Here is a 21,646-nt window from a genome sequence, read left to right as displayed (position 1 = left end):
CGACTGAATGAAGTGTCCCTTCTGCGGAAACGCCGACACCCAGGTCAAGGACAGCCGCCCGTCTGACGACGGCGCGGCCATCCGCCGCCGTCGGTCCTGTCCGCAGTGCAACGGGCGCTTCACCACCTTCGAGCGGGTGCAGCTGCGCGAACTGGTCATCCTGAAACGGAACGGCCGCCGCACCCCCTTCGACCGCGACAAGCTGGAACGCTCGCTGGGCATCGCCCTGCGCAAGCGCCCGGTGCAGCCCGATCAGGTCGAGCTGCTGGTCAGCCGCATCGTGCGCCAGCTGGAAAGCCTGGGCGAGACCGAGATCCCGTCCAGCATCGTCGGCGACTTCATCATGAAGGCGCTGAAGTCGGTCGATGAGGTCGCCTACGTCCGCTACGCCTCGGTCTACAAGGACTTCCGTCACACCGGCGACTTCGCCAAATTCCTCGGCGACGAGGGCTTCGACGAGACCAAGCCCGACGACCCGCGGTGATGCGCCCGCGCGTCACCCTTAAGCTGGCCACGTCGCTGGACGGCCGCATCGCCACGGCCTCCGGCGAAAGCCAATGGATCACCGGCCTTGAAGCTCGCCAGCAGGGCCACCGCCTGCGCGCGATCCATGACGCCATCCTGGTCGGTGTCGAGACGGTGCTGGCCGACGATCCCGAACTGACGGTGCGTCTTCCTGCCTACGCCGGGACGCATCCGCTGCGCGTCGTCCTCGACAGCCGCCTGCGCACCCCCGCCACAGCCAGGGTGGCCAGCGGAAACACCCTGGTCCTGACGACCGCCGCGCCTCGGGCCGTCGGCCAGGCCGAGGTCGTCGCTGTCGCCGCCGACGACGGCCGACCCGCCATCGCCGCCGTTCTGGATGCCCTGACCGCGCGCGGCGTCACGTCGCTGCTGATCGAGGGCGGAGGCCGCGTCGCCGCCTCCTTCCTGCAGGCGGGCGTGGTGGACGCCATCGAATGGTTCCGCGCCCCGATCCTGCTGGGAGGGGAGGGGCGGCCCTGCGTCGCCTCTCTGGCGCTTGCAAAGCTGGCCGACGCCCCCAAGTTCCGTCGTCTGGGCGTCGAGCCTGTCGGAGACGACCTGTGGGAACGCTACGCGCGCTTCGACGGCTGATTTCAGACGATTCAGACTATTCAGACTATGTTTTTTGGGTCCGAAGGGACCGGAGTTTCCATGTTCACCGGCATCGTCACCGAAATCGGCCGCGTCCGCAGCGTCCGCCAAACCGACCGCGACCGTCGCTATGAGATCGAAACCGTGTGGGACACGGCGAGCATCGACCTCGGCGCCTCGATCAGCCACGCGGGCTGCTGCCTGACGGTGACGGAAAAAGGCGAAGGCTGGTTCGCGGTCGAGGTCTCGGGCGAAACCCTGTCCAAGACCAAGTTGGGCGACTGGGCCGAGGGTACGCGCGTCAATCTGGAGCGCGCCGCCAGGCTGGGCGACGAACTGGGCGGCCACATCGTCTCGGGCCACGTCGACGGTCTGGGCGAGGTCGTCTCCATCACGCCCGAGGGCGGGTCGCACCGGATCGTGGTCGAGGCGCCGGCGCCTCTGCACCGATTTATCGCGCCGAAGGGCTCAATCACCGTCGATGGGGTTTCCCTGACCGTGAATGGGGTGCAAGAGCGCCGCTTCGACTTGAACATCATTCCGCATACGTGGGATGCGACCACGCTCGGCGGCCTCAAGGTCGGCGACAAGGTCAACCTGGAGATCGACATGCTGGCGCGCTACCTCGCGCGGTGGCAGGAGACCGCATGATGAAACTGGCCGTCCACAATACCGACAGCCCGATCAGCCCGATCGAGGACATTCTCGAGGATGCCCGCAATGGCCGTCCCTACATCCTGGTGGACGCCGAGGATCGCGAGAATGAGGGCGACATCGTCATTCCGGCCCAGTTCGCCACGCCGGATCAGATCAACTTCATGATCCGTTATGCGCGCGGCCTGGTCTGTCTGGCCGTGACCGGTGATCGGGCTCGGCAGTTGCGGCTGCCGCCGATGGCCGCCGACAATCGCGAAAGCATGAAGACCGCCTTCACCGTCTCGATCGAGGCCAAGGAGGGCGTGACCACGGGCATCTCCGCCGCTGACCGTTCGCACACGATCCAGGTGGCGACCGATCCCACACGCGGGGTGGACGATATCGTCTCGCCCGGCCACATCTTCCCCCTGGTCGCGCGCGACGGCGGCGTTCTGGTCCGCGCGGGCCATACGGAGGCGGCGGTCGACATCAGCCGCATGGCCGGTCTGAACCCGTCAGGCGTGATCTGCGAGATCATCAAGGACGACGGGGAAATGGCGCGGATGCCCGACCTGATCGCCTTCGCCCAACTGCACGGCCTGAAGATCGGCACCATCGCCGACCTGATCGCCTACCGCCGCCGCACCGAGCGCTTCGTCGAGCGCGTGCTGGAGACTCCGTTCGAGAGCGTCCACGGCGGGCCGTTCAAACTGATCCTGTACCGCAACACCATCGAGGGCGCGGAACACATCGCCCTGGTGCGCGGCGACATCGACCCGAGCAAGCCGACCGTGGTGCGGATGCACCAGATCGACTTCGCCGCCGACCTGCTAGGCCATGTCGAGGCGCGTCAGGACTATATTCCGAAGGCGATGCAAGCCTTGACCGTCAATGACGGTCCTGGGGTCGTCGTCTTCCTGCGCGATCCCGGCCTGCACGGCCTGGCCGAGCGCCTTGGGGGCTCGACCAAGCCCGCCGCCGTGGATCGTTCGCTGAAAGCCTATGGCGTCGGCGCCCAGATTCTGCTCGACCTCGGCGTCAAAGACATGATCGTGATGAGCTCGACGCGGCCCAATCCGACGGCGCTTGAAGGCTACGGCCTGCGCATCGTGGGCTGGCGCGATATGGACGGAGAAGACCAATCCTGAACGACCCCACCCGCGTCCTGATCGTCGAGGCGCGTTACTACGATGATCTGGCCGACGCCCTTCTTGAAGGGGCCAAGGACGCCCTGCGCGCGCAAGGCGCCCAGTTCGACGTCGTCACCGTGCCGGGCGCCCTCGAGGTCCCGACCGCCATCGCCATGGCCGAGGAGGCCGGCCGCTTTCCGACCGCGCCCCGCTATGACGGCTATGTCGCGCTTGGCTGCGTCATTCGCGGCGAGACCTATCATTTCGAGATTGTCTCGGATCAGTCGGCCGCCGGCATCATGCATCTGGGCCTCAAGGGTCTGGCCATCGGCAACGGCATCCTGACGACCGAGGACGAAGACCAGACCTGGGCGCGCGCCCGGATGAGCGAAGGCGACAAGGGCGGCGGCGCCGCTCGCGCCTGTCTGGACCTGATTGCGCTGCGCAAGCGCCTGCGCGGAGGATTGGCCTCGTGACCGAGCCGACCAACACCAACCCGGCCCCCACCCCGGCGACCGTCGCCGAAGTCATGGCTCAACTGGCCGAGGCCGATAAGGCCCGCGCCGAGCCGCAACTGACGTCGCGTCAGCGCCGCGCCCGCACGGTCGCTCGTCTGGCCGCCGTTCAGGCCCTCTATCAGATGGAGCTGGCGGGCGAGGGCGTCGAAGTCGTCGTCAAGGAATTCCGCAATCACCGCTTCGACGCCGACATCGACGGCGCCCCCTTGGCCGAGGCCGATGAGCAGTGGTTCTCCGACATCGTCCACGGCGTGGTCGAGGATCAGCGGGCCATCGACGAGGCCGTCAAGGCGCGTCTGGCCTCCAACTGGCGCATGGAACGCCTCGACGCCACCCTGCGCGCCCTGCTGCGCTGCGGCGCCTGGGAGCTGAAGTCCAAGCCCGACGTGCCGCGTGAAATCGTGATTGACGAGTATGTCGAGCTGGCCAAGGCCTTCTTCGACGACGCCGAAGCCAAGTTCGTGAACGCGGCGCTCGACGGCGTGGCGCGCGATGCCCGCGATTGATGTCGCTGGCGAATTCGAGACCATCCAGCGGTTACTGAAGCCGCTGGCGCACCCGGAATGGGCGAGGGGGCTGGCCGACGATGTCGCCGTGCTGCCCTCGCGTCCGGGGCATGATCTGATCCTGACCAAGGACGCCATTGTCGAGGGCGTCCACTTCCTTCCAGACGACCCGCTGGACACGGTGGCGCAGAAGCTGCTGCGCGTGAACCTGTCTGATCTGGCCGCCAAGGGGGCCGAGCCCTTCGGCTATTTGCTGGCCTGCCACTGGTCCGAACGCTGCGGCTGGCCCGAGCGCGAGGCCTTCGTCGCCGGGCTGCGGCGCGATCAGGCCATCTTCGACATCTCCCTGTTGGGCGGCGACACGGTCAAGACGCCGGGACCGGCCAGTTTTTCCGCCACCATGATGGGCTGGGCGCCGTCGTCCTCGACGGTCAGTCGCGGCGGCGCGCGCCCGGGCGATCTGGTCTTCGTCACCGGCACGATCGGCGACGGTTGGCTGGGGCTGCAGGCGGCGCAAGGCACCCTGTCGCTGGAGCCCGAGCGTATGGACGCGCTGGAGGCCGCCTACCGCACCCCCATGCCGCGTCTGGAGTTCGCCCCGGTCGTGCGCGGCCTGGCCACCGCCAGCGCCGACGTGTCCGACGGCCTGCTGGCTGACGCCGGCCACATCGCCGAGGTCAGCGAGGTCGGCATTGAGCTGGATCTCGAAGTCCTGCCCCTGTCGGCGGCGGCTCAGGCCTGGCTGGACAGCCGTGTCGACCCGCAGGCCGCGCTGGAACTGCTGGCCACCGGCGGCGACGACTATGAGATCATCCTGACCGTCCCCCCCGGCGCCGAGAACGCCTTGCGACGCGAGGCCGAGCGCCGCCACCTGCGCCTGACCCGCGTGGGCCGCGTGGTCGAGGGCAAAGGCGTGACCGTGCGCCATCTGGGGCAGGAGATCGTCCCGACCCGCACCGGCTGGACGCACGACTAGGGCCGCAACGGAATCCTAACCGGGGCAGGGCAAGGTGGCTTCATGCAACGTCGCGCCCTGATTCAAGCTGGAGCCCTTCTGACCGCCTCTGCGGTCGCTGGAACCGTACAGGCCAACGAGAAGGCCGAACCCGCCGCCGCTGTCCTGAATCTGCCGGGCATGGGCTTGCCGGTCATCACTGACGGGCGGGTGCGCAACTACGTCTTCATCGTGCTGAAGCTGCATCTGGGCGCGGGCCATACAGTCGAGGCGGTGCGCGCCAAGGAGGCCTATCTGCGCGACGCCCTGGTCCGCGCCGGGCACCGCACGCCCTTCGTCCTGCCCAACACCTGGGTGGCGCTGGACACGGCGGCTCTGAGCGCCAGCCTGATCCGCTCCGCCTCCACCCTGATCGGGCGCGGCGCCGTGACCCGCGTCGAGGTCGTCAGCCAGACGCCTCGCCGCCGCACGGGCATGCAGGGCGTCTGAAGCCGCCTCGGAAACCGCTGTTGCTTCACAGCGCTGCATTTGACACAGTTGAGCCGCAATTCCCGGGGGACGTGAGGTTGCGTCCGTAGGCGCACGGGGGGACCGGAAGGCGGTGAGAGGCGCAAAGCCCGCCCGCGCCAAGGATCCGTGTGCTCGTTGCACAAGGGCTTGGAAACGCCATGATGAACTATGTTTGGCTGGCCATCGCGGCCGGCGCGCTGGGGGTGCTCTACGGCGCCGTCCAGACCGCCGTCCTGATGAAGGCCGGCACTGGTAACGACAGGATGCGAGAGATCGCCGCGGCGATCCAGGAAGGGGCGTCGGCCTATCTGAAGCGTCAGTACACAACGATTGGTATGGTGGGGGTCGTGATCTTGGTCGCGGCCTTTTTGCTTATCGGGCCCTGGGCTGCGCTCGGGTTCCTGATCGGGGCGGTGCTGTCGGGCGCGGCCGGGTTCGCCGGGATGCTGATCTCGGTGCGGGCCAATGTGCGTACGGCGCAGGCGGCGTCTGAGAGCCTGTCGAAGGGACTGGACCTGGCTTTCCGCTCGGGCGCCATCACCGGCATGTTCGTGGCGGGCGGCGCCCTTCTGGGCGTGTCGGGCTACTACGCCTTCATGACCCACGGCATGGGCTTTGACAGCACTAGCCGCGCGGTCGTCGACGGCCTGGTGGCCCTGGGCTTCGGCGCCTCGCTGATCTCCATCTTCGCGCGACTGGGCGGCGGCATCTTCACCAAGGGCGCCGACGTGGGCGGCGACATGGTGGGCAAGGTCGAGGCCGGAATCCCCGAGGATGATCCCCGCAACGCCGCCACCATCGCCGACAACGTAGGCGACAACGTCGGCGACTGCGCCGGCATGGCCGCCGACCTGTTCGAGACCTATGCGGTCACGACCGTGGCGACCATGGTGCTGGCGGCCATCTTCTTCCGCAACCAGCCCTATGTCGAAGTGATGATGATGCTGCCGTTGGCGATCTGCGGCATCTGCATCGTGACCTCGATCATCGGCTCCTTCTTCGTCCGCCTGGGCAAGAGCGGCAACATCATGGGGGCCCTGTATCAGGGACTGATCGTGACCGGCATTCTATCGGTCATCGCCGTCTGGTGGGTCATCAACTCCCTGGTGCCCGGCGCGGTCGAGACGTCTGGCGGGCTGCTGATCCAGCCGATGAACCTGTTCTGGTCGGGCGTCGTCGGCTTGCTGGTCACGGCGGCTATCGTGGTCGTCACCGAATTCTACACCGGCACGGGCTTCCGTCCGGTCAAGTCGGTGGCCAACGCCTCGGTCTCGGGCCACGGCACCAATGTCATCCAGGGTCTGGCCGTCTCGCTGGAATCCACGGCCCTGCCGGCCCTGACCATCATTGTCGGCATCGTCGCGGCCTTCCAACTGGCCGGTCTGTTCGGCATCGCCATCGCCACCACGACCATGCTGGGCGTGGCGGGGATGATCGTGGCCCTGGACGCCTTTGGTCCGGTCACCGACAACGCGGGCGGCATCGCCGAGATGGCGGGCCTGCCGTCGGAGGTTCGCGTCTCGACCGACGCCCTGGACGCCGTGGGCAACACCACCAAGGCCGTGACCAAGGGTTACGCCATCGGTTCGGCGGGTCTGGGCGCTCTGGTGCTGTTCGCCGCCTATGTGGAGGACCTGAAGCACTTCTCGGCCGAAGCAGCGCCGGGCAGCTTCTTCCACGGCATGGGGGCGGTCGCTTTTGACCTGTCCAACCCCTACGTCGTCGTGGGTCTGCTGTTCGGCGGGCTGCTGCCCTTCCTGTTCGGCGGCATGTCGATGACGGCGGTGGGCCGCGCCGCTGAGGCGGTCGTGGCCGAGGTGCGTCGTCAGTTCCGGGAAAACCCGGGCATCATGACCTTCCAGACCAAGCCGGAATACGGCCGGGCGGTGGACATCCTGACCAGCGCGGCCATCCGCGAGATGATCGTGCCGAGCTTGCTGCCGGTGTTGTCGCCGATCATCCTGTTCGTCGTGGTGCTGTTCATCCAGCCAGACAAGGCCAATGCCTTCGCCGCCCTGGGGGCCATGCTGATGGGGGTGATCGTGACCGGCCTGTTCGTGGCCATCTCGATGACCTCAGGCGGCGGCGCCTGGGACAACGCCAAGAAGCTGATCGAGGAAGGCTTCACCGACAAGAACGGCGTGGTCCACGGCAAAGGCTCGGAAGCGCACAAGGCCGCCGTTACCGGCGACACCGTGGGTGACCCCTATAAGGACACCTCCGGTCCGGCCGTGAACCCGATGATCAAGATCACCAACATCGTGGCCCTGCTGCTGCTGGCGGTGCTGGCGAGCGGGAAGATCGTTTGATGAAAAAGGCCCCGGGGATCGCTCCTCGGGGCCCGATTTCTCTCGGCCGGAAAGTTTAATCCGGACGGCGCTGGCCGGGGACATTGTCCTCGGTGCGCGGCAGCTGGCCGCGGCCGACGTTACCCAGCAGCTGTTCCAGGATCGTCAGCTGACGACCGCGTGTCGGCGTCTCGCGGCGCTCCATGGCGATCTGGCGACCGTCTTCAAGGCTGAGGGTGCGGACGGAGGCGACCTTGTCGTCGGCCTTGTTGAAGGTGATCTCGGTCACCGTGCGCTGCGACACCTGCGGCTTGTTGTAGGTGTAACGCTCGGTCATCTGGGTCATGTAGTACCAGACGGTGTCGGGCTCGAAGGTCGAGGTGGTCGAGGGCGAGCCGAGGCGCGCCAGGACGGTTTCCTTGGTGTCGGTGCCGGCCACGACATCCTGGGGCTTGGCGTCGATCGCCTGGAAGCCCTGGGTGGCGACGACGGGCGCGCAGGCGCCCGCAGCTGCGGCCAGCGCGACGGCGGCGAAGATCGGAGTAATTCGGGGCATCAGCGTCCGCCTCAGCATAACAAGGTCTTTGACCTAACCGGCGCTGCGTCCTAGTGCAACGGCGCGGCGAAAAAGGGGCTGTTGCTCATGCTTAGAAATCTCTTCCGACAACGGCCCGACGAGCGTCAGGGCGACGCCCTGTACGCCTTGGCGGTCGAACAGGCGCGCCAGCCGGCTTTTTATACGTCGCTGGGCGTCGCTGATCGGATCGACGCCCGATTCGAACTCTACACCCTGCACGTGCTGATTCTGTTCCTGCGCCTCAAGCAGGACGGCGAGCGCGGCGAGGTGGCTGCCCAGAAGCTGTTCGACACCTACATCTCGTCGCTGGACCATACGCTGCGCGAACTGGGAGTAGGCGACGTCTCTGTCGGCAAGAAGATGCGCAAGCTGGGCGAGTCCCTGTACGGTCGCATGGGCGCCTACGAAGGCCCGCTGCGCGCCGAGGATGTCGACGCCCTCGCGGCGTCGCTGGCCAAGAACGTTTATGAAAGCGCCGAGGCCGGGACCGGAAACGCCTTGGCGCGTTACGCCGTGACGTCGCGTCAGAACCTTACGACCCAGTCTTTCGAAGCCGTGTCCAAGGCTCCGGCCTGGGCGGAGATCACCGCATGAACGACCTTCCCCTTCTGCCCTACAGCGAGCCGCTGAGGCTGCACCAGATCGGGGCGGGCGTGCAGCGTCGCCTGACGCCGGACGCCGAGGCCATGAAGCGCATCGCCCGCGCTCTGGATCTTCAGGCGCTGGACGCCTTCGAGGCGGACATCAACCTGGTCCCGACGGTGTCGGGCTGGCGTCTGGATGGGCGGGTGACCGCTGACGCCGTCCAGACCTGCGGCCTGACGCTGGAACCCTTGCCGGTGCACGTTGATCGCAAGTTCTCGGTGCAGATGGTCGAGGCGACCGAGCGCGATGACGCCGACGACGAGGGCGAAATCGATCTGGAACTGGACGACGATTCGCCTGATCAGATCGAAGGCGGCAGTCTGGATCTGGGGCAATATGTCGTTGAACAGTTGGCGCTGAGCCTTGATCCCTTCCCGCGCAAGCCCGGGGCCGTGTTCGAACAGCCCAGGGAACCCGGTGAAATCTCGCCCTTCGCAGTGCTGAAATCCCTGCAATCCAAGGACGATTCCGGCGAAGGTTGACCTTACGTCGGGCTGGTAGCATCCCAAGGGTGCGACATTTGCGTCCTGCATCCCTATATGAAGCGCCGCGACAAGACGGCGACGGAGTCCATTTCCACTTGGCATCCCCAACACTGATCTCGCTTGACGCCATGGGGGGAGACCACGGTCCCTCGGTCGTGGTCGGCGGCGTGAAGGACTATCTCTCGCGGCATAATGGCGAGGGCGTGCGTTTCCTGCTGCATGGCGACGAGGCGTCGATTCGCGCCGAGATGGCGCGGTACGGCCTGACCGAGTCTGTCTGCGACGTGCGCCATACCGACAAGGTCGTCGCCATGGACGAGAAGCCGGCCCAGGCCATGCGCCGCGGCAAGGGCTCCAGCCTGTGGAACGCCATCGAGGCGGTGAAGACGGGCGAGGCTGGCGCTGCCGTCTCCGCCGGCAACACCGGCGCCCTGATGGCCATCTCCAAACTGATTCTCCGCATGGCGGCGCCGGGGCTGGAACGTCCCGCCATCGTCGCCAGCTGGCCGACGACGCGCGGCTATACCGCCGTGCTGGACGTCGGCGCCAATATCGGCAGCGACGCCAAGCAACTGATCGAGTTCGCCATCATGGGCGAAGCCTTCCAGTCGGCGGTGCACGGCGTGGCCAAGCCGACCGTCGGTCTGCTGAACGTCGGCTCCGAGGACATGAAGGGCCACGACGAGGTGCGCGAGGCCCACGCCATCCTGCGCGAGGGCGGCATTCCGCTGAACTATCACGGCTTCGTCGAGGGCGACGACATCGCCAAGGGCACGGTGGACGTGATCGTCACCGACGGCTTCACCGGCAACATCGCGCTCAAGACCGCCGAAGGCACTGCGCGCTTCATCTCGGGCCTGCTCAAAGAGGCGCTGACCTCGGGTCCGATCGCCAAGCTGGGCGCTCTGATCGCGATGCCGGCCTTGAAGCGCATGGCGGCCAAGATCGACCCCAACGCCATCAACGGCGGGCCTCTTCTGGGGCTGAATGGAATCGTCGTGAAAAGCCACGGCGGCGCCACGCCGCAGGGCTATGGCAACGCCATCCGCATCGCCGTCGATCTGGCGCGCAGCGACTATATGACCAAGGTCGGGGCCAACCTGGGACGGCTCGCCGCCCTGGGACAAGCCGCGTCGACCTCCGAAACCCTCGGGGAGACCCAACAGTGAGCGTCATCCGCAGCGCCGTGACCGGCGTCGGCTCCTTCCTGCCGGAGAAGGTCGTCACCAACGCCGACCTGGCCAAGTTCGTCGACACCTCCGATGATTGGATCGTCGAGCGCACCGGCATCCACCAGCGTCATCAGGCCCGCGACGACGAGCCGACCAGCGATCTGGCGGTCGAGGCCGCGCGCCGCGCCCTGGCCGACGCGGGCAAGACGGCGGCTGACGTCGATCTGATCATCGTCGCCACCACGACGCCGGATCAAACCTTCCCCGCCACGGCCGCCATCGTGCAGGCCAAGCTGGGCGCGCCGGTCGGCATCGCCTTCGACGTTCAGGCCGTCTGCTCGGGCTTTGTCTACGCCATGAGCGTCGCTGACGGCTTCGTCGCGCGCGGTATGGCCAAGTGCGCCCTGGTCATCGGCGCCGAGGAAATGACCAAGCTGATGGACTGGTCCGATCGGACCACCTGCGTCCTGTTCGGCGACGGCGCCGGCGCCTTCGTGCTAGAACCGCGCGAAGGGCAGGGAACCAAGGCGGATCAGGGCGTGCTGGGTTTCGCCCTGCGCTGCGACGGCTCCAAGTCGGACATGCTCTACGTCGATGGCGGTCCGGCCACGACCGGCACGGTCGGCCACCTGAAGATGCTCGGCAATCAGGTCTTCCGCCACGCCGTGGTGAACATCGCCGAAGCCATCGTCGGCGCGACCGAGGCTGCGGGCGTCGAGATCCCCGAAATCGACTGGTTCGTGCCGCACCAGGCCAACCAACGCATCATCCGCGGCGTCGGCGAGCGCCTGGGTCTGGATGAGAACAAGGTCGTCTCCACCGTGGCCCTGCATGCCAACACCTCGGCGGCCTCCATCCCGCTGGCCATGGATGCGGCCATCAAGGACGGGCGCATCAAGCGTGGCGATCTGGTGGTGATCGAGGCCATGGGCGGCGGCCTGACCTGGGGGGCCTGCGCCTTCCGTCTCTAGAATTGCATTCAGGGCTTTGATTCGGGGCGACTTTGCCCTTCTATGCGTGCGGATTGGCAGCGGAGAGACGCAGTGACGGGACAAGACACCCTGACCCGGGCGGATTTGTGCGAGGCGGTGCATGACGAGGTGGGGCTTTCCCGCCAGGAATGCTCCGGTCTGGTCGAGCGCACGCTCGAACTGGTGGTCGAATCGCTGGAACGCGGCGAGACGGTGAAGCTGTCAGGATTCGGCGTCTTTCAGGTGCGCGAGAAGCGCGCCCGCATGGGCCGCAACCCCAAGACCGGCGAACCGGCTGCGATCAACCCCCGTCGGGTCATCAGCTTCCGCGCCTCTCAGATCATGAAGAGCCGGGTCCACGACGCGGTCGTCGAGGACTAAGCGACTGTGGCCAAAAGCCCGAACGCCTTTCGCACCATTTCCGAGGCCGCTGACGAAGTCGGCGCGCCCCAGCACGTCCTGCGTTTCTGGGAGACGAAGTTCGACTTCATCGCCCCGGTCAAACGCGCGGGCGGACGGCGCTTCTATCGCCCCGAGGACGTCACGGTCCTGAAGGGCGTGCGTCGGCTGCTGCATGACGAGGGGCTGACCATTCGCGGCGTCCAGCGTCTGCACAAGGAGCAGGGCCTGGCGCGCCTGTCGGCCTACGGCGATCCGGCGACGGTGCTGGAGATCGACGCCGACGTGGAGCGTGAACCCGTCGCTTCCGCCGCAGCCGCGCCGTTCGAGGCCGCTCGCCTGGGTGCGGTTCTGGCAGACCTGGAGTCGGCGAAGGCACGTCTGGAGGCGGTTCTGCGCCGCTGAGGCGAACTTGTTGTTCAAAGAGCGTTTTAGCGTTTGCGGACTGCGGAATCGCCGTCTATACGGAGCGCCTTCGGAGCGTGGCGCAGCCTGGTAGCGCACTTGACTGGGGGTCAAGGGGTCGCAGGTTCGAATCCTGTCGCTCCGACCATTTCCTTAGGGAAATCGGTTGGTTAAAGGGGTCGCTCTCGAGCGGCCCCTTTTGCAATTCCGAGCCTATTTTGCGCCCGGTTCACGCTCGGCCCAGCGCAGCATCGGGATCAGGGGCACGCCCCAGCCGATGCCAGCGACCGTGAAGAAGATCAGGTCCAGCCACCAGATGTCGGGCAGCAGGTCGTTGATCGTCACCGCACCCCAGACCCAGAAGGCCAAGAACAGGACGACGCCGATCGTGGCCACGAATCGACGGGCGCGCGGCGGCATCAACGCTTGCTCCGGAACAGGAAGAAGGCGACCAGGCAGATCACGGCGGCGACCATCGACCAGACGACCCAGATCCAGTCGCCCAGCGTCGCCAAGGCAAAGACGCGCATGGCCAGGAAGGCGCCGCTGCCCGCGCCGACGGCGGCGACCAGAATGGTCCCGCCCAGGCCGCGACGACCAGTCAGCAGGTCGGCGATCCAGGCCAGAACCAAAGCGCCGACGACGGCGATGGCGATATCCGCATATGGCGCCACGGGCGCTCCTTCAGGTTGGTGCGACGCCTTGGCGTCGAAAGCGACTCGATCTTGCCGCGCTTGAGGGGCATACCGCCCCGGTCGCCCGGTGGGTTTGGCGACAGTGTATCGGGGCGAACGGCAGGCGTCGAATGAACCGTTTTGTAAATCAGGATCGCAGCCGCGCGGTGGCGCTGTGGCTGTTCTTCAGCGCGGCCATGGTTTTCGCCATGGTGGTTATCGGGGGCGTCACGCGCCTGACGGGCTCGGGCCTGTCGATCACCGAGTGGAAGCCCATCATGGGCGCCATACCGCCGCTGAACGACGCCCAATGGGCCGAGGCCTTCGACAAGTACAAGGCGATCCCGCAGTACGCCCAGGTCAACGCCGGGATGAGCCTAGGCGAGTTCCAGGGCATCTTCTGGTGGGAATGGCTGCACCGTCTGGTCGGCCGTCTGATCGGCGTGGTCTTCGCGGTTCCCTTCCTGATCTTCCTGTTGCTGCGGCGGATGCCGAAGCGGCTGATCGGGCGCTGCCTGGTCCTGCTGGGCCTGGGCGGACTGCAGGGCCTGATCGGCTGGTGGATGGTGTCCAGCGGCCTGTCGGAACGGGTCGACGTGGCCCCTGAACGGCTGGCGACCCACCTGGGTCTGGCCTTCCTGATCTTCGCGGGCCTGATCTGGACGGGACTGGAAGCCTGGAGCGGATCCGACCATTCGCGTTCGCCGCGCGGCTGGACCTGGGGCGCGGGACTGCTGCTGGCCGCCGTCTTCGTTCAGTGCCTGCTCGGCGGTCTGGTGGCCGGGGCCAAGGCCGGTTTCGTCTTCACCGACTGGCCGATGATGAACGGCGCGGTCTTCCCGCCGGTGGAGTGGGGCATGGGCGGTTTCGCCTTCCTGCATGACCACGGCCTGGTGCAGTTCAATCACCGTCTCGGGGCCTATATCCTGCTGGCTGCAGGCACGGCCTATGCGATCCACGCCTGGCGCTGGCGCCTTGCCGAAGGCCTGGGACTGTCGGCCTTTGTTCTGGCGGGCTTGCTGTGGCTTCAGGCGGCGCTGGGCGTCGTCACCCTGATGCACGCCGTGCCGATCACGCTGGGCGCGCTGCACCAGGCGGTGGCGGCCCTGGTGCTGGGCGCGGCGACGGTCAACCTGTGGCTGGTCCGCCGCTCGCGCCCGCGTCTGTTCATGAGCGGACCGCGTTCCACGGGCCTCTGATCGCGAAGGTCAGGCCGGGGTACATGATGTTCACGAACAGGACGCTGCCGTCCGGCGAGAACACGGCCCCGGCGAACTCGGAGTTCCCGGTGAAGACGTTGCGGGCGATGGTGTAGAGGCGGCCGTCGGGGGTCACGCCCTTGATGTGGTTGCGCACCTCGTCGGAATAGTTGTCCTCGCAGACGATCAGGTGGCCCCACGGGGCGATGCACAGGTTGTCGCCCATGTTCATGGTGCGCAGGTCCGTGCTTTCCACGAACAGCTGGATGCGCCCGGGGGTGCGGGCTTCGTCAGCGCCGCCTTCATCGGGCGAGGGAATGTAGCGCATGATCTGGCCGCGGCGCAGCGGACCGCCGGAGGTGGCGGTCAGATAGAGCTCGTTCTCGCCCCAGAAGATCCCTTCGCCACGCGCCACCTTTGCGGCGCCCGCCGCATGGCCGCGCTTGCGCAGGTCGCCGGCGGGGTCCTCGACGTCGTCCATGTCGATCCACTCGACCTCGCGCCAGTCGTTGACGGACCAGACGCGGGCGTCGTGGTTGGAGCTGTCGGCGCTTGCCTGCCCCTTGAAGGCCATGGCCTGCAGTCGCCCGCCGCGCGCCAGCTGGCCGGGAACGGTCGGGATGAAACGGTAGAAGAGGCCGTCCCCCTGATCCTCGGTCAGGTAGGCGATGCCGGTGCGGGGGTCGATGCAGACGGCCTCGTGATCGAAGCGACCCATGGCCTTCAGCGGCACGGGATCGACCAGACCGGTCGCATCAGCGGGAACCTCGAAGACCCAGCCGTGGGTCTTGGCCACGTCGGCGTCGGCGGGGGTCTCGACCGTCTCCTCGCAGGTCAGCCAGCTGCCCCATGGCGTATGGCCGCCGCAGCAGTTGGTCGAGGTGCCGGCCAGCGACAGGTGCTGACGCACCGTGCGACGGGTTTCGAGATCGTAGATCAGGGTCGTGGTGCCGCCGGGCAGGGGGCGACCGTCCTTATAGGTGTCGTAGGCCCTGGAGGCGTCCAGCAGGCCGAGGCGCTCGTGGTGGAAGCCGCCCGGCCCCATGTTGCGGTGAAGCGCCTTGGAGCCCTTCAGTTCATGGTTGCGCACAAGGGCCACCGTGGTCGGCGTCAGGGCGAAACAGCCCATGCCGTCGGGCTGACCGGGCACCAGCAGGCCGTCGTCCATCGTCTCGCCGCTCTGCGAGATGACCTGATAGGAAAAGCCCTCGGGCAGGTCGAGCAGGCCGTTGGGATCAGCCTTCAACGGGCCATAGCCCTCGACCTGATTGAGGTAGGTCTCTTCGCCCGCTGATTGGGCGTGGACGTTGCGCGCGAAGCCGGCGAAGGCGAAGGCCGCAGCCCCGGTCGAGATCAGTTGACGGCGCTGCAGGCGCATAAGACGACTCCGATAGGTTCGAAGCCGCTTAGAGCGGTCGCAGACGACAGCGCCGTCAAGCTAATGTGACGGTTACGCGGCTGCGTCCTTCCGTCGCCGGACGGCGCAGCCCGCGGTCAGCCAATCTTCACCCGCGTGGCGGCTTCCGGCAGGTCCTCGCCGAAGGCGCGCTGGTAGAACTCGGCGATGGTGGGGCGTTCCAGCTCGTCGCACTTGTTCAGGAAGGTCAGGCGGAAGGACAGGGCCAGGTCGCCGCCAAAGATGATGGCGTTCTGGGCCCAGGTGATCACCGTGCGGGGCGACATGACGGTCGAGATGTCGCCGTTCATGAAGGCGTTGCGGGTCATGTCGGCGACGCGGACCATGGCGGCGATGCGGCGCTTGCCCTCGGTGTCATTCCAGTCCGGGATCTTGGCGGCGACGATCTCGGCTTCGACGTCGTGGTCGAGGTAGTTCAGCGTGGTGACGATGTTCCAGCGGTCCATCTGACCCTGGTTGATCTGCTGGGTGCCGTGATAGAGGCCCGAGGTGTCGCCCAGACCGATGGTGTTGGTGGTCGAGAACAGGCGGAACCAGCGGTTCGGACGAATGACGCGGTTCTGGTCCAGCAGGGTCAGGCGGCCCTGGGCCTCCAGCACGCGCTGGATCACGAACATGACATCGGGACGGCCCGCGTCGTATTCGTCGAAGACCAGGGCGACCGGGCGTTGCAGCGACCAGGGCAGGATGCCCTCGCGGAACTCGGTGATCTGCTTGCCGTCCTTCAGGACGATGGCGTCCTTGCCGACCAGATCGATACGGCTGATGTGGCTGTCCAGGTTCACGCGGACCAGCGGCCAGTTCAGGCGAGCGGCGACCTGCTCGATGTGGGTCGACTTGCCGGTGCCGTGATAGCCCTGAACCATGACGCGGCGGTCGAAGGCGAAGCCGGCGCAGATGGCCAGGGTCGTCTGCGGATCGAAGCGGTAGCTCTCGTCGATCTCGGGCACGTGGCTGTCGCGCGTGTCGAAGGCGGGGACGACCATGTCGGAATCGACGCCGAACGCCTCCCTGACCGTCACCTTGCGGTGCGGCTCCAGCGTGACCAGGGGATCGGGCGAGGCGTCGAGGGGGGAGGTCATGACAGGTCGATTAGCGCAGCACGACCGGGTGGTCGAGACCCAGACCGATGCGCGCGACGCGTTCGATCAGGAAGGGCAGGCGGGTGACGACGGGAATGGCCGCGCGACGGGCCAGATCGGCCCCGGCGCCGGTGTTGCGCACGAAGCTGGTCAGGGCGCGGACGCGGCGCACGACGGCCTTGTCCACCGGGCGGCGCAGGCGATCATAGTCCTCGATTCGCTCCGGATCGCCGCTGAGGAAGTCGGCGGCGCAATCGGCGAAGACGAAGGCGTCCTCGATCCCCAGGTTCATGCCGCGCGCCCCGATGGGGGAGTGGATGTGACCGGCGTCTCCGCCCAGGGCGACGCGACCGACGCTCATGGCCGAGGCCATGCGGTGCGAGATGTGGAAGTCCGAGCGCCACAGCACGGCGCCCGCGCGCCAGCCCTCCGGCAGGTTGTCCAACAGCGGCTGGCCGAAACCGATCAGGCGGAATCGCGTGCCCGAATAGGGCAGGCAGACGAAGACGGCGTCGTCGCGAAAGTCGATCCAGGCCTCGTCCGGCGGCGGCCCCACCAGATCGGCGTCGATCAACTGCCAGGGCTCGGCCCAGGCGTCGCCAGGGAAGCCGAGACCGAGTGCCTTGCGCACGGTGGAATGGGCGCCGTCGGCGGCGAACAGCAGGGGCGCGCGCACAGTCTCGCCCGACGACAGGACAGCGGTGACGGCCTCGACGTCTTGCGACAGACCGGTCAGGGCCAAGCTGCGTTCGACCGTGACGCCGCGCGCCGTCAGGACTTCGGTCAGCAGGGCTTCGGTGCGGGCCTGGGGCAGGATGGCGAGGGGGAAGCGTGCGCCGACGTCGAGTTCGTCCAAATGAACGACGGCTAGGGTCTTCCCATGCCGATGGATGTGTAGCCGCGCGGCGGTCCCGGCTTCGGCCAGGATGCGGGCGGTGACGCCGGTCGGTTCCAGCAGGTCGAGGGTGCGCGGATTGACGCCGAGCGCCTTGGAGGTGGCGGTCGGCGTCTCGGCCGCGTCGATGATCCGAACCGGCACGCCGCGCCGCGACAGGAAGAGGGCCGCCGCCAATCCTGCGGGACCGGCGCCGACGATCAGGACCTGGGGCGCGGCGCTCATGGCCGCTGGCTCAGCCGGCGCTCAGGGCCACGTCGACGTTGCCGCGCGTGGCGTTGGAATAGGGGCAGACCTGATGCGCCTTGTGGATAAGGTCGTCGATCACCGCCTGATCCAGGCCGTGGTCGGTGACATGCAGGGTCACGTCCAGATTGAAGCCTTCGCCGCGGGTGTTCTTGCCGAAGCCGACGCCGGCGGCGACCTTCGTGTCCGGGCCGACCGGCGTTCCGGCCTTGCCCGCGACCAGACGCAGGGCGCCGAGATAGCAGGCGGAGTAGCCGGTGGCGAAAAGCTGCTCGGGGTTAGTGCCGTCGCCGCCCTTGCCGCCCATCTCGGTGGGGACGGACAGGCGCACGTCGATCTTGCCGTCGTCGGTGGCGGAGCGGCCCTCGTCGCGGCCGCCTCCCGATGCAGTGGCGTGAGCGCGATACAAGACTTCCATGAGGCGACTCCTTTGGCGTTCCAAGGACTCGCATATGGGCGTCAGTCGTTCAGAAACAACGGTTCTGTGATTCGTGTAATCCACAAGGGGGTGTTAACAATTTGTCCATCACTTCCGTCGGGGAAGGGGCAAGGCAGATGCACGCGCAGTTCTTTTGCTACGTCTATGACGCGCCTGAAGGCACGCCACATATGTTCGCGCTGGATGCAGACAGTTGGCCAGAGGCGGTCAGCGAAACCCGGCGCATGATGCTGGACGAGGCCGACGGCGCTTTCGCGGAAATCTGGGACGGGGCCGGGGAGAAGGTCACGCGGATCGACGGGCCGGCCCGGTCGGGCGGGCTGCTGAGAAGCCTCAGGCGTGACCGGCCTTCTTCAAGGTTTTCCAGGCCTTGATGACGTTCTGAAGCTTGGCCTCGGCCCCGCGATCGCCGCCGTTGGTGTCCGGGTGGAAGCGTTTCAGCAGTTCATGATAGCGAGCCTTGATGGCCGCCTTGTCCGCGCCGGGCTTCAGGTCGAGAGCGGTCAGGGCCGCGAGCTCGATCTTGCCGATGCGATGGACCTCGGCCGCCGCCGGACCGGCCTGTTCATGGGTGCGGCGCCCGAAGAGGCCGAAGCTGTCGCGCCATGACCCGGCGCCTTCAGTATTGGCGGTGCCCATCTTGGCGGCGAAGGCGGCGGCTTCGCGCGTGTTCTTGCCGGCCTTCATCTCCCAGGTCGGGCGGCCGCCGGTCATGGCCTCGTTTTCCTGGGCGGCGCGAATCTCGCCCTCGCTCATGCCCGCGTAGAAGTTCCAGCCCTTGTTGTACTGGCCCGCATGGGCCTGACAGAAGTCATAGAAGTCGGCCAGCTGGTCGCGCGACTTCGGCGCCTTGGCCGTCGCGGGGCGGCTGCAGTCCGGCCACTGGCACGCCTTTTCGCCCGGCTTCAGGTGCAGGACGTCGGCTTCGGCCTGCTCTTCCTCAGGCTTGGGCGGCTTCACGCGGATATCGGTGAAGCGAGGCTTGTATTCAAATGACGCGGACATCGACCCAAGTGTAAGCTGGAATTGGACAGCTTCAAGGAACGACCGATGTCAGACGGCCCCGTGGCGGCACTTATCCGCGAAAAACTGACAGCGGCCTTCGCTCCGCACAGGATCGAGCTGGAGGACGACAGCTGGAAGCACGCCGGCCATCATCATGAAGGCGGCATAGACGCCAGGGACGGCGGCGAGAGCCATTTTCAGCTGACCATTGTGTCTGACGTCTTTGAAGGACAGGGGCGCGTAGCGCGCCAACGTGCGATCAACGCCGTGCTGAAGGAGGAATTGGCGGGGCCGGTTCATGCCCTGGCTGTGCGCGCCCTTACGTTGAGCGAGGCGGGCTGACGGCGCGCCGTACCATTTGGTACGTAAGAAAACGTATTCACCTCGTCTTAGAACCTTCACCCTAGCGTCCGCTCCGTACTGATTTGCAAAGGCGGGGGCTAGCGAATGGTAGGTTCTGACGGGATCAAGGGGTTGGACGGGCAGGCGCCCGGCGAAGCTGCACAAGCGCTGACCGCGATCCTGCAGACCCATTATCTGCGCTATCTGATCATCGTAAGCTGGGCGGTCGGCGTCATCGCCACCGTCGGCCTGGCCCCCGGACTGACCTGGTTCGCCGCGACGCTGGCCGCCGGCGCCTTGCGCGGCGAAGTGGAGAAGCGCGTCAGCCAAAGGGTCGGCGCGGGCTGGGGCATGGTCTTCCCCGCCGTGGCCACGGCGACGACGGCGGTGTGGGCCGTCGCTCCGCTGATGGCCTGGTTCTCCCAGTCGCCGTTCGGGCGTGAACTGGCGATCGCCCTGCTGGTGTCGGGCTATGTTCTGGTTTTCGCGCAGCTTCGGAGCTCGCCGCGACAGGCCATCATGATTTCCTCGCCTTATGGCGGGGCGGCGGCGATCATCGCCGTGAGCCTGTTTGGCGGGCCGCTGTTCTGGCCGTTCCTGGCCTTGATCCCGTTCACGGCGGCCAGCCTGTTTGTTCTGGTCACCATGACCATGCTGCGTGAAGACCGTATTCGCGCCTTCCAGGAGCATCAGGCCCATCTGATCGAGGAACTGGAAGCGGCGAGAGACAAGGCGGACGCCGCGAACGAAGCCAAGTCCAGCTTCCTCGGCGTCATTTCGCACGAACTGCGCACCCCGATGAACGGGGTGCTCGGCGCCGCGCAGTTGCTGAGCGCGACCCGGCTGGAAGGCACGCAGCGCGAGTATCTGTCGATCATCCGCAACTCGGGCGACAATCTGCTGAGCCTGCTGAACGACATCCTGGACATGACCAAGATCGAGGCCGGCAAGATGAGCTTCGACGTGGTCGATGTTCAGATGGACGATCTGCATCGTCGCGTCATCGGGCCGTTCGAGGCCCAGGCCGAAGCCAAGGGGCTGGCGCTGGTCTCGGTCTTCGAGGGCGAGATTCCGTCGGTGGTTCGGGGGGACCCTCTGCGGGTCTGTCAGGTCGTGCAGAACCTGTTGTCGAACGCCGTCAAGTTCACAGACCAGGGCGAAATCCGTTACACGATCCGGGGCCGCCGCATCTCGGATCGCCGCGTCGGCTTTGAGTTCTCGGTCACCGACAGCGGATCGGGCATTTCACGCGAGGACCTGGAGCGGCTGTTCCAGCCCTTCACCCAGGTCGACAACTCCTCCACCCGCAAATTTGGCGGCACCGGTCTGGGCCTGACCATCGCCCGGCGGATGGCTCAGATCATGGGCGGCGACATCACGGTGTCGTCTCGCCTTGGCGAGGGCTCGACCTTCACCCTGTCCATCGAGGGCGAGGTGGTCGAATGGAGCCGCGCCGAAGCGGTCGAGGTCATCGACGCCGACATCGACGGCGGTGATCATCTGGACGTGCTGGTGGTCGAGGATCACCCGGTCAACCGCATGATTCTGGAGGCCTGGATGGGCTCCGCCGGACACCGGACCAGCACCGCCGAGAACGGCCAACTGGCGGTGGATCTGGCCAAGAGCCAGCGCTTCGACCTGATCATCATGGACGTGAACATGCCGGTCATGGACGGGTTGAGCGCGACGCGGCTTATTCGCGAAGGGCGAGGCGTCAATGGCGATACGCCCATTGTCGTCCTGTCGGCTTCCGCTCGGATCGAGGATCACGAGGCGGGTCTGGCCGCGGGCGCGGACGCCTATCTGAACAAGCCGATTGATTTCCGCAGCCTGGCCGGGTTGATGGCCCAGGTGCCGGGCGGGCGGGCGGCGCTGCGTCAGGCCGGCGATGCGGCTGAGGGAACAGCGGTCGCCGCCTGAACCGTCGTCTCACGGGCCGCCATGGATGCGCCTGAGTTTTTTGCATCGCAATCTTTCGCGCAAAGCCTGACGTGCAGGGCTTCCATTCGCCGGGGCAGGCGCTAGACCCAAGGT

The 21,646-nt window shown here is 66.8% G+C and carries 27 protein-coding genes and 1 tRNA gene; 20 read left to right on the top strand and 8 right to left on the bottom strand.

Features of this window, described 5'->3' with window-relative positions; translation table 11 throughout:
* Window positions 1–7 precede the first annotated feature (7 nt).
* The 9 genes from nrdR to ACFYLW_RS07005 all read left to right on the top strand — a co-directional run bounded on the left by nrdR (window position 8) and on the right by ACFYLW_RS07005 (window position 7,680).
* Window positions 8–484, top strand: coding sequence for a transcriptional regulator NrdR (gene nrdR, locus ACFYLW_RS07045; RefSeq protein WP_105562110.1), 477 nt, complete (start codon window positions 8–10; stop codon window positions 482–484).
* Window positions 484–1,116: a RibD family protein gene (locus tag ACFYLW_RS07040; protein ID WP_312062627.1), complete on the top strand. Its 633-nt coding sequence runs from the start codon at window positions 484–486 to the stop codon at window positions 1,114–1,116. Before nrdR ends, ACFYLW_RS07040 begins: the two co-directional genes overlap by 1 nt.
* A 60-nt stretch (window positions 1,117–1,176) precedes the next feature.
* Window positions 1,177–1,767 (top strand): riboflavin synthase, encoded by a 591-nt coding sequence (locus ACFYLW_RS07035; RefSeq protein ID WP_312062625.1) that lies wholly within the window; start codon window positions 1,177–1,179, stop codon window positions 1,765–1,767.
* Complete coding sequence (gene ribB / locus ACFYLW_RS07030; RefSeq protein ID WP_312062624.1) at window positions 1,764–2,900, top strand: 3,4-dihydroxy-2-butanone-4-phosphate synthase; 1,137 nt, start codon at window positions 1,764–1,766, stop codon at window positions 2,898–2,900. The genes ACFYLW_RS07035 and ribB overlap by 4 nt, the downstream gene beginning before the upstream one ends.
* Window positions 2,894–3,358: a 6,7-dimethyl-8-ribityllumazine synthase gene (gene ribH / locus ACFYLW_RS07025; RefSeq protein WP_390182980.1), complete on the top strand. Its 465-nt coding sequence runs from the start codon at window positions 2,894–2,896 to the stop codon at window positions 3,356–3,358. Before ribB ends, ribH begins: the two co-directional genes overlap by 7 nt.
* Before the next feature lie 53 nt (window positions 3,359–3,411).
* A complete protein-coding gene (nusB, locus tag ACFYLW_RS07020; RefSeq protein WP_312062663.1) occupies window positions 3,412–3,906 on the top strand; it encodes a transcription antitermination factor NusB in 495 nt (164 codons plus the stop codon).
* On the top strand, window positions 3,893–4,882 hold the full coding sequence (gene thiL / locus ACFYLW_RS07015; protein ID WP_312062622.1) for a thiamine-phosphate kinase: 990 nt from the start codon (window positions 3,893–3,895) through the stop codon (window positions 4,880–4,882). Before nusB ends, thiL begins: the two co-directional genes overlap by 14 nt.
* A 42-nt stretch (window positions 4,883–4,924) precedes the next feature.
* Complete coding sequence (locus ACFYLW_RS07010; protein ID WP_312062621.1) at window positions 4,925–5,350, top strand: hypothetical protein; 426 nt, start codon at window positions 4,925–4,927, stop codon at window positions 5,348–5,350.
* A gap of 179 nt (window positions 5,351–5,529) precedes the next feature.
* On the top strand, window positions 5,530–7,680 hold the full coding sequence (locus tag ACFYLW_RS07005; RefSeq protein ID WP_312062620.1) for a sodium-translocating pyrophosphatase: 2,151 nt from the start codon (window positions 5,530–5,532) through the stop codon (window positions 7,678–7,680).
* 55 nt (window positions 7,681–7,735) lie between these two features.
* Here the strand turns inward: ACFYLW_RS07005 and bamE are convergent, their stop codons facing one another.
* On the bottom strand, window positions 7,736–8,215 hold the full coding sequence (gene bamE / locus ACFYLW_RS07000; protein ID WP_292083027.1) for an outer membrane protein assembly factor BamE: 480 nt from the start codon (window positions 8,213–8,215) through the stop codon (window positions 7,736–7,738).
* Window positions 8,216–8,302: 87 nt separating this feature from the next.
* Between bamE and ACFYLW_RS06995 the strand changes: the two genes are divergently transcribed.
* The 7 genes from ACFYLW_RS06995 to ACFYLW_RS06965 all read left to right on the top strand — a co-directional run bounded on the left by ACFYLW_RS06995 (window position 8,303) and on the right by ACFYLW_RS06965 (window position 12,461).
* The gene (locus ACFYLW_RS06995; protein ID WP_312062617.1) at window positions 8,303–8,830 is read left to right on the top strand and encodes a ubiquinol-cytochrome C chaperone family protein; all 528 of its coding nucleotides are present in this window, start codon (window positions 8,303–8,305) and stop codon (window positions 8,828–8,830) included.
* Entirely contained in the window at window positions 8,827–9,363 is a 537-nt protein-coding gene (locus tag ACFYLW_RS06990; RefSeq protein ID WP_312062615.1) for a DUF177 domain-containing protein, read from the top strand. The genes ACFYLW_RS06995 and ACFYLW_RS06990 overlap by 4 nt, the downstream gene beginning before the upstream one ends.
* Before the next feature lie 98 nt (window positions 9,364–9,461).
* The gene (gene plsX / locus ACFYLW_RS06985) at window positions 9,462–10,535 is read left to right on the top strand and encodes a phosphate acyltransferase PlsX (protein WP_313471993.1); all 1,074 of its coding nucleotides are present in this window, start codon (window positions 9,462–9,464) and stop codon (window positions 10,533–10,535) included.
* Window positions 10,532–11,509, top strand: a complete 978-nt coding sequence (locus ACFYLW_RS06980) for a beta-ketoacyl-ACP synthase III (protein WP_312062611.1) — start codon at window positions 10,532–10,534, stop codon at window positions 11,507–11,509. Before plsX ends, ACFYLW_RS06980 begins: the two co-directional genes overlap by 4 nt.
* 72 nt (window positions 11,510–11,581) lie before the next feature.
* Complete coding sequence (locus tag ACFYLW_RS06975) at window positions 11,582–11,890, top strand: integration host factor subunit alpha (protein ID WP_207821967.1); 309 nt, start codon at window positions 11,582–11,584, stop codon at window positions 11,888–11,890.
* Between the two features lie 6 nt (window positions 11,891–11,896).
* Window positions 11,897–12,313 carry a MerR family transcriptional regulator gene (locus tag ACFYLW_RS06970; protein WP_312062608.1) on the top strand — a complete coding sequence of 139 codons (417 nt, stop codon included), beginning with the start codon at window positions 11,897–11,899 and terminating at the stop codon, window positions 12,311–12,313.
* Between the two features lie 71 nt (window positions 12,314–12,384).
* A tRNA-Pro gene (locus ACFYLW_RS06965) sits at window positions 12,385–12,461 on the top strand.
* 65 nt (window positions 12,462–12,526) lie between these two features.
* On the opposite strand, the gene ACFYLW_RS06960 is transcribed toward ACFYLW_RS06965, so the two are convergent.
* Both ACFYLW_RS06960 and ACFYLW_RS06955 read right to left on the bottom strand, forming a co-directional pair.
* A complete protein-coding gene (locus tag ACFYLW_RS06960; RefSeq protein ID WP_292083021.1) occupies window positions 12,527–12,733 on the bottom strand; it encodes a DUF2842 domain-containing protein in 207 nt (68 codons plus the stop codon).
* Entirely contained in the window at window positions 12,733–12,987 is a 255-nt protein-coding gene (locus tag ACFYLW_RS06955; protein WP_292083020.1) for a transglycosylase, read from the bottom strand. The genes ACFYLW_RS06960 and ACFYLW_RS06955 overlap by 1 nt, the downstream gene beginning before the upstream one ends.
* Before the next feature lie 131 nt (window positions 12,988–13,118).
* Here ACFYLW_RS06955 and ACFYLW_RS06950 point away from each other — a divergent pair, with 131 nt between their 5' ends.
* Complete coding sequence (locus ACFYLW_RS06950) at window positions 13,119–14,186, top strand: COX15/CtaA family protein (RefSeq protein ID WP_312062605.1); 1,068 nt, start codon at window positions 13,119–13,121, stop codon at window positions 14,184–14,186.
* Here ACFYLW_RS06950 and ACFYLW_RS06945 read toward each other — a convergent pair.
* From ACFYLW_RS06945 to ACFYLW_RS06930, 4 genes are all read right to left on the bottom strand, one after another.
* Window positions 14,155–15,564 (bottom strand): alkaline phosphatase PhoX, encoded by a 1,410-nt coding sequence (locus ACFYLW_RS06945; protein WP_312062603.1) that lies wholly within the window; start codon window positions 15,562–15,564, stop codon window positions 14,155–14,157. The two genes, ACFYLW_RS06950 and ACFYLW_RS06945, sit on opposite strands and share 32 nt — an antisense overlap.
* Before the next feature lie 116 nt (window positions 15,565–15,680).
* The gene (gene cobS, locus ACFYLW_RS06940) at window positions 15,681–16,685 is read right to left on the bottom strand and encodes a cobaltochelatase subunit CobS (RefSeq protein ID WP_312062601.1); all 1,005 of its coding nucleotides are present in this window, start codon (window positions 16,683–16,685) and stop codon (window positions 15,681–15,683) included.
* 10 nt (window positions 16,686–16,695) lie between these two features.
* Window positions 16,696–17,805 (bottom strand): FAD-dependent monooxygenase, encoded by a 1,110-nt coding sequence (locus ACFYLW_RS06935; protein ID WP_312062599.1) that lies wholly within the window; start codon window positions 17,803–17,805, stop codon window positions 16,696–16,698.
* 10 nt (window positions 17,806–17,815) lie between these two features.
* Window positions 17,816–18,244, bottom strand: a complete 429-nt coding sequence (locus ACFYLW_RS06930; protein ID WP_312062597.1) for an organic hydroperoxide resistance protein — start codon at window positions 18,242–18,244, stop codon at window positions 17,816–17,818.
* A gap of 137 nt (window positions 18,245–18,381) precedes the next feature.
* Between ACFYLW_RS06930 and ACFYLW_RS06925 the strand changes: the two genes are divergently transcribed.
* Complete coding sequence (locus tag ACFYLW_RS06925) at window positions 18,382–18,639, top strand: hypothetical protein (RefSeq protein WP_313471994.1); 258 nt, start codon at window positions 18,382–18,384, stop codon at window positions 18,637–18,639.
* On the opposite strand, the gene ACFYLW_RS06920 is transcribed toward ACFYLW_RS06925, so the two are convergent.
* Window positions 18,599–19,270, bottom strand: a complete 672-nt coding sequence (locus tag ACFYLW_RS06920; protein ID WP_292083013.1) for a J domain-containing protein — start codon at window positions 19,268–19,270, stop codon at window positions 18,599–18,601. The genes ACFYLW_RS06925 and ACFYLW_RS06920 overlap by 41 nt on opposite strands.
* A gap of 45 nt (window positions 19,271–19,315) precedes the next feature.
* Here ACFYLW_RS06920 and ACFYLW_RS06915 point away from each other — a divergent pair, with 45 nt between their 5' ends.
* On the top strand, window positions 19,316–19,612 hold the full coding sequence (locus ACFYLW_RS06915) for a BolA family protein (RefSeq protein ID WP_312062594.1): 297 nt from the start codon (window positions 19,316–19,318) through the stop codon (window positions 19,610–19,612).
* Window positions 19,613–19,717: 105 nt separating this feature from the next.
* On the top strand, window positions 19,718–21,532 hold the full coding sequence (locus tag ACFYLW_RS06910) for an ATP-binding protein (protein ID WP_312062592.1): 1,815 nt from the start codon (window positions 19,718–19,720) through the stop codon (window positions 21,530–21,532).
* Window positions 21,533–21,646 lie beyond the last annotated feature (114 nt).

Origin of the sequence: Brevundimonas sp. NPDC007368 (assembly GCF_042869015.1) — a bacterium.
Classification (GTDB): domain Bacteria; phylum Pseudomonadota; class Alphaproteobacteria; order Caulobacterales; family Caulobacteraceae; genus Brevundimonas.
The sequence above is the reverse complement of the archived record's forward strand: the minus strand, read 5'-3'. Positions and strand labels throughout refer to the sequence as shown.

Excerpts from the sequence above, each read along its gene's own strand:
- nrdR (WP_105562110.1), top strand. The coding sequence starts at position 8 with ATGAAGTGTCCCTTCTGCGGAAACGCCGACACCCAGGTCAAGGACAGC.
- ACFYLW_RS07040 (WP_312062627.1), top strand. The coding sequence starts at position 484 with ATGCGCCCGCGCGTCACCCTTAAGCTGGCCACGTCGCTGGACGGCCGC.
- ACFYLW_RS07035 (WP_312062625.1), top strand. The coding sequence starts at position 1,177 with ATGTTCACCGGCATCGTCACCGAAATCGGCCGCGTCCGCAGCGTCCGC.
- ribB (WP_312062624.1), top strand. The coding sequence starts at position 1,764 with ATGATGAAACTGGCCGTCCACAATACCGACAGCCCGATCAGCCCGATC.
- nusB (WP_312062663.1), top strand. The coding sequence starts at position 3,412 with ATGGCTCAACTGGCCGAGGCCGATAAGGCCCGCGCCGAGCCGCAACTG.
- thiL (WP_312062622.1), top strand. The coding sequence starts at position 3,893 with ATGCCCGCGATTGATGTCGCTGGCGAATTCGAGACCATCCAGCGGTTA.
- ACFYLW_RS07010 (WP_312062621.1), top strand. The coding sequence starts at position 4,925 with ATGCAACGTCGCGCCCTGATTCAAGCTGGAGCCCTTCTGACCGCCTCT.
- ACFYLW_RS07005 (WP_312062620.1), top strand. The coding sequence starts at position 5,530 with ATGATGAACTATGTTTGGCTGGCCATCGCGGCCGGCGCGCTGGGGGTG.
- bamE (WP_292083027.1), bottom strand. The coding sequence starts at position 8,215 with ATGCCCCGAATTACTCCGATCTTCGCCGCCGTCGCGCTGGCCGCAGCT.
- ACFYLW_RS06995 (WP_312062617.1), top strand. The coding sequence starts at position 8,303 with ATGCTTAGAAATCTCTTCCGACAACGGCCCGACGAGCGTCAGGGCGAC.
- ACFYLW_RS06990 (WP_312062615.1), top strand. The coding sequence starts at position 8,827 with ATGAACGACCTTCCCCTTCTGCCCTACAGCGAGCCGCTGAGGCTGCAC.
- ACFYLW_RS06960 (WP_292083021.1), bottom strand. The coding sequence starts at position 12,733 with ATGCCGCCGCGCGCCCGTCGATTCGTGGCCACGATCGGCGTCGTCCTG.
- ACFYLW_RS06950 (WP_312062605.1), top strand. The coding sequence starts at position 13,119 with ATGAACCGTTTTGTAAATCAGGATCGCAGCCGCGCGGTGGCGCTGTGG.
- ACFYLW_RS06945 (WP_312062603.1), bottom strand. The coding sequence starts at position 15,564 with ATGCGCCTGCAGCGCCGTCAACTGATCTCGACCGGGGCTGCGGCCTTC.
- cobS (WP_312062601.1), bottom strand. The coding sequence starts at position 16,685 with ATGACCTCCCCCCTCGACGCCTCGCCCGATCCCCTGGTCACGCTGGAG.
- ACFYLW_RS06935 (WP_312062599.1), bottom strand. The coding sequence starts at position 17,805 with ATGAGCGCCGCGCCCCAGGTCCTGATCGTCGGCGCCGGTCCCGCAGGA.
- ACFYLW_RS06930 (WP_312062597.1), bottom strand. The coding sequence starts at position 18,244 with ATGGAAGTCTTGTATCGCGCTCACGCCACTGCATCGGGAGGCGGCCGC.
- ACFYLW_RS06925 (WP_313471994.1), top strand. The coding sequence starts at position 18,382 with ATGCACGCGCAGTTCTTTTGCTACGTCTATGACGCGCCTGAAGGCACG.
- ACFYLW_RS06920 (WP_292083013.1), bottom strand. The coding sequence starts at position 19,270 with ATGTCCGCGTCATTTGAATACAAGCCTCGCTTCACCGATATCCGCGTG.
- ACFYLW_RS06915 (WP_312062594.1), top strand. The coding sequence starts at position 19,316 with ATGTCAGACGGCCCCGTGGCGGCACTTATCCGCGAAAAACTGACAGCG.
- ACFYLW_RS06910 (WP_312062592.1), top strand. The coding sequence starts at position 19,718 with ATGGTAGGTTCTGACGGGATCAAGGGGTTGGACGGGCAGGCGCCCGGC.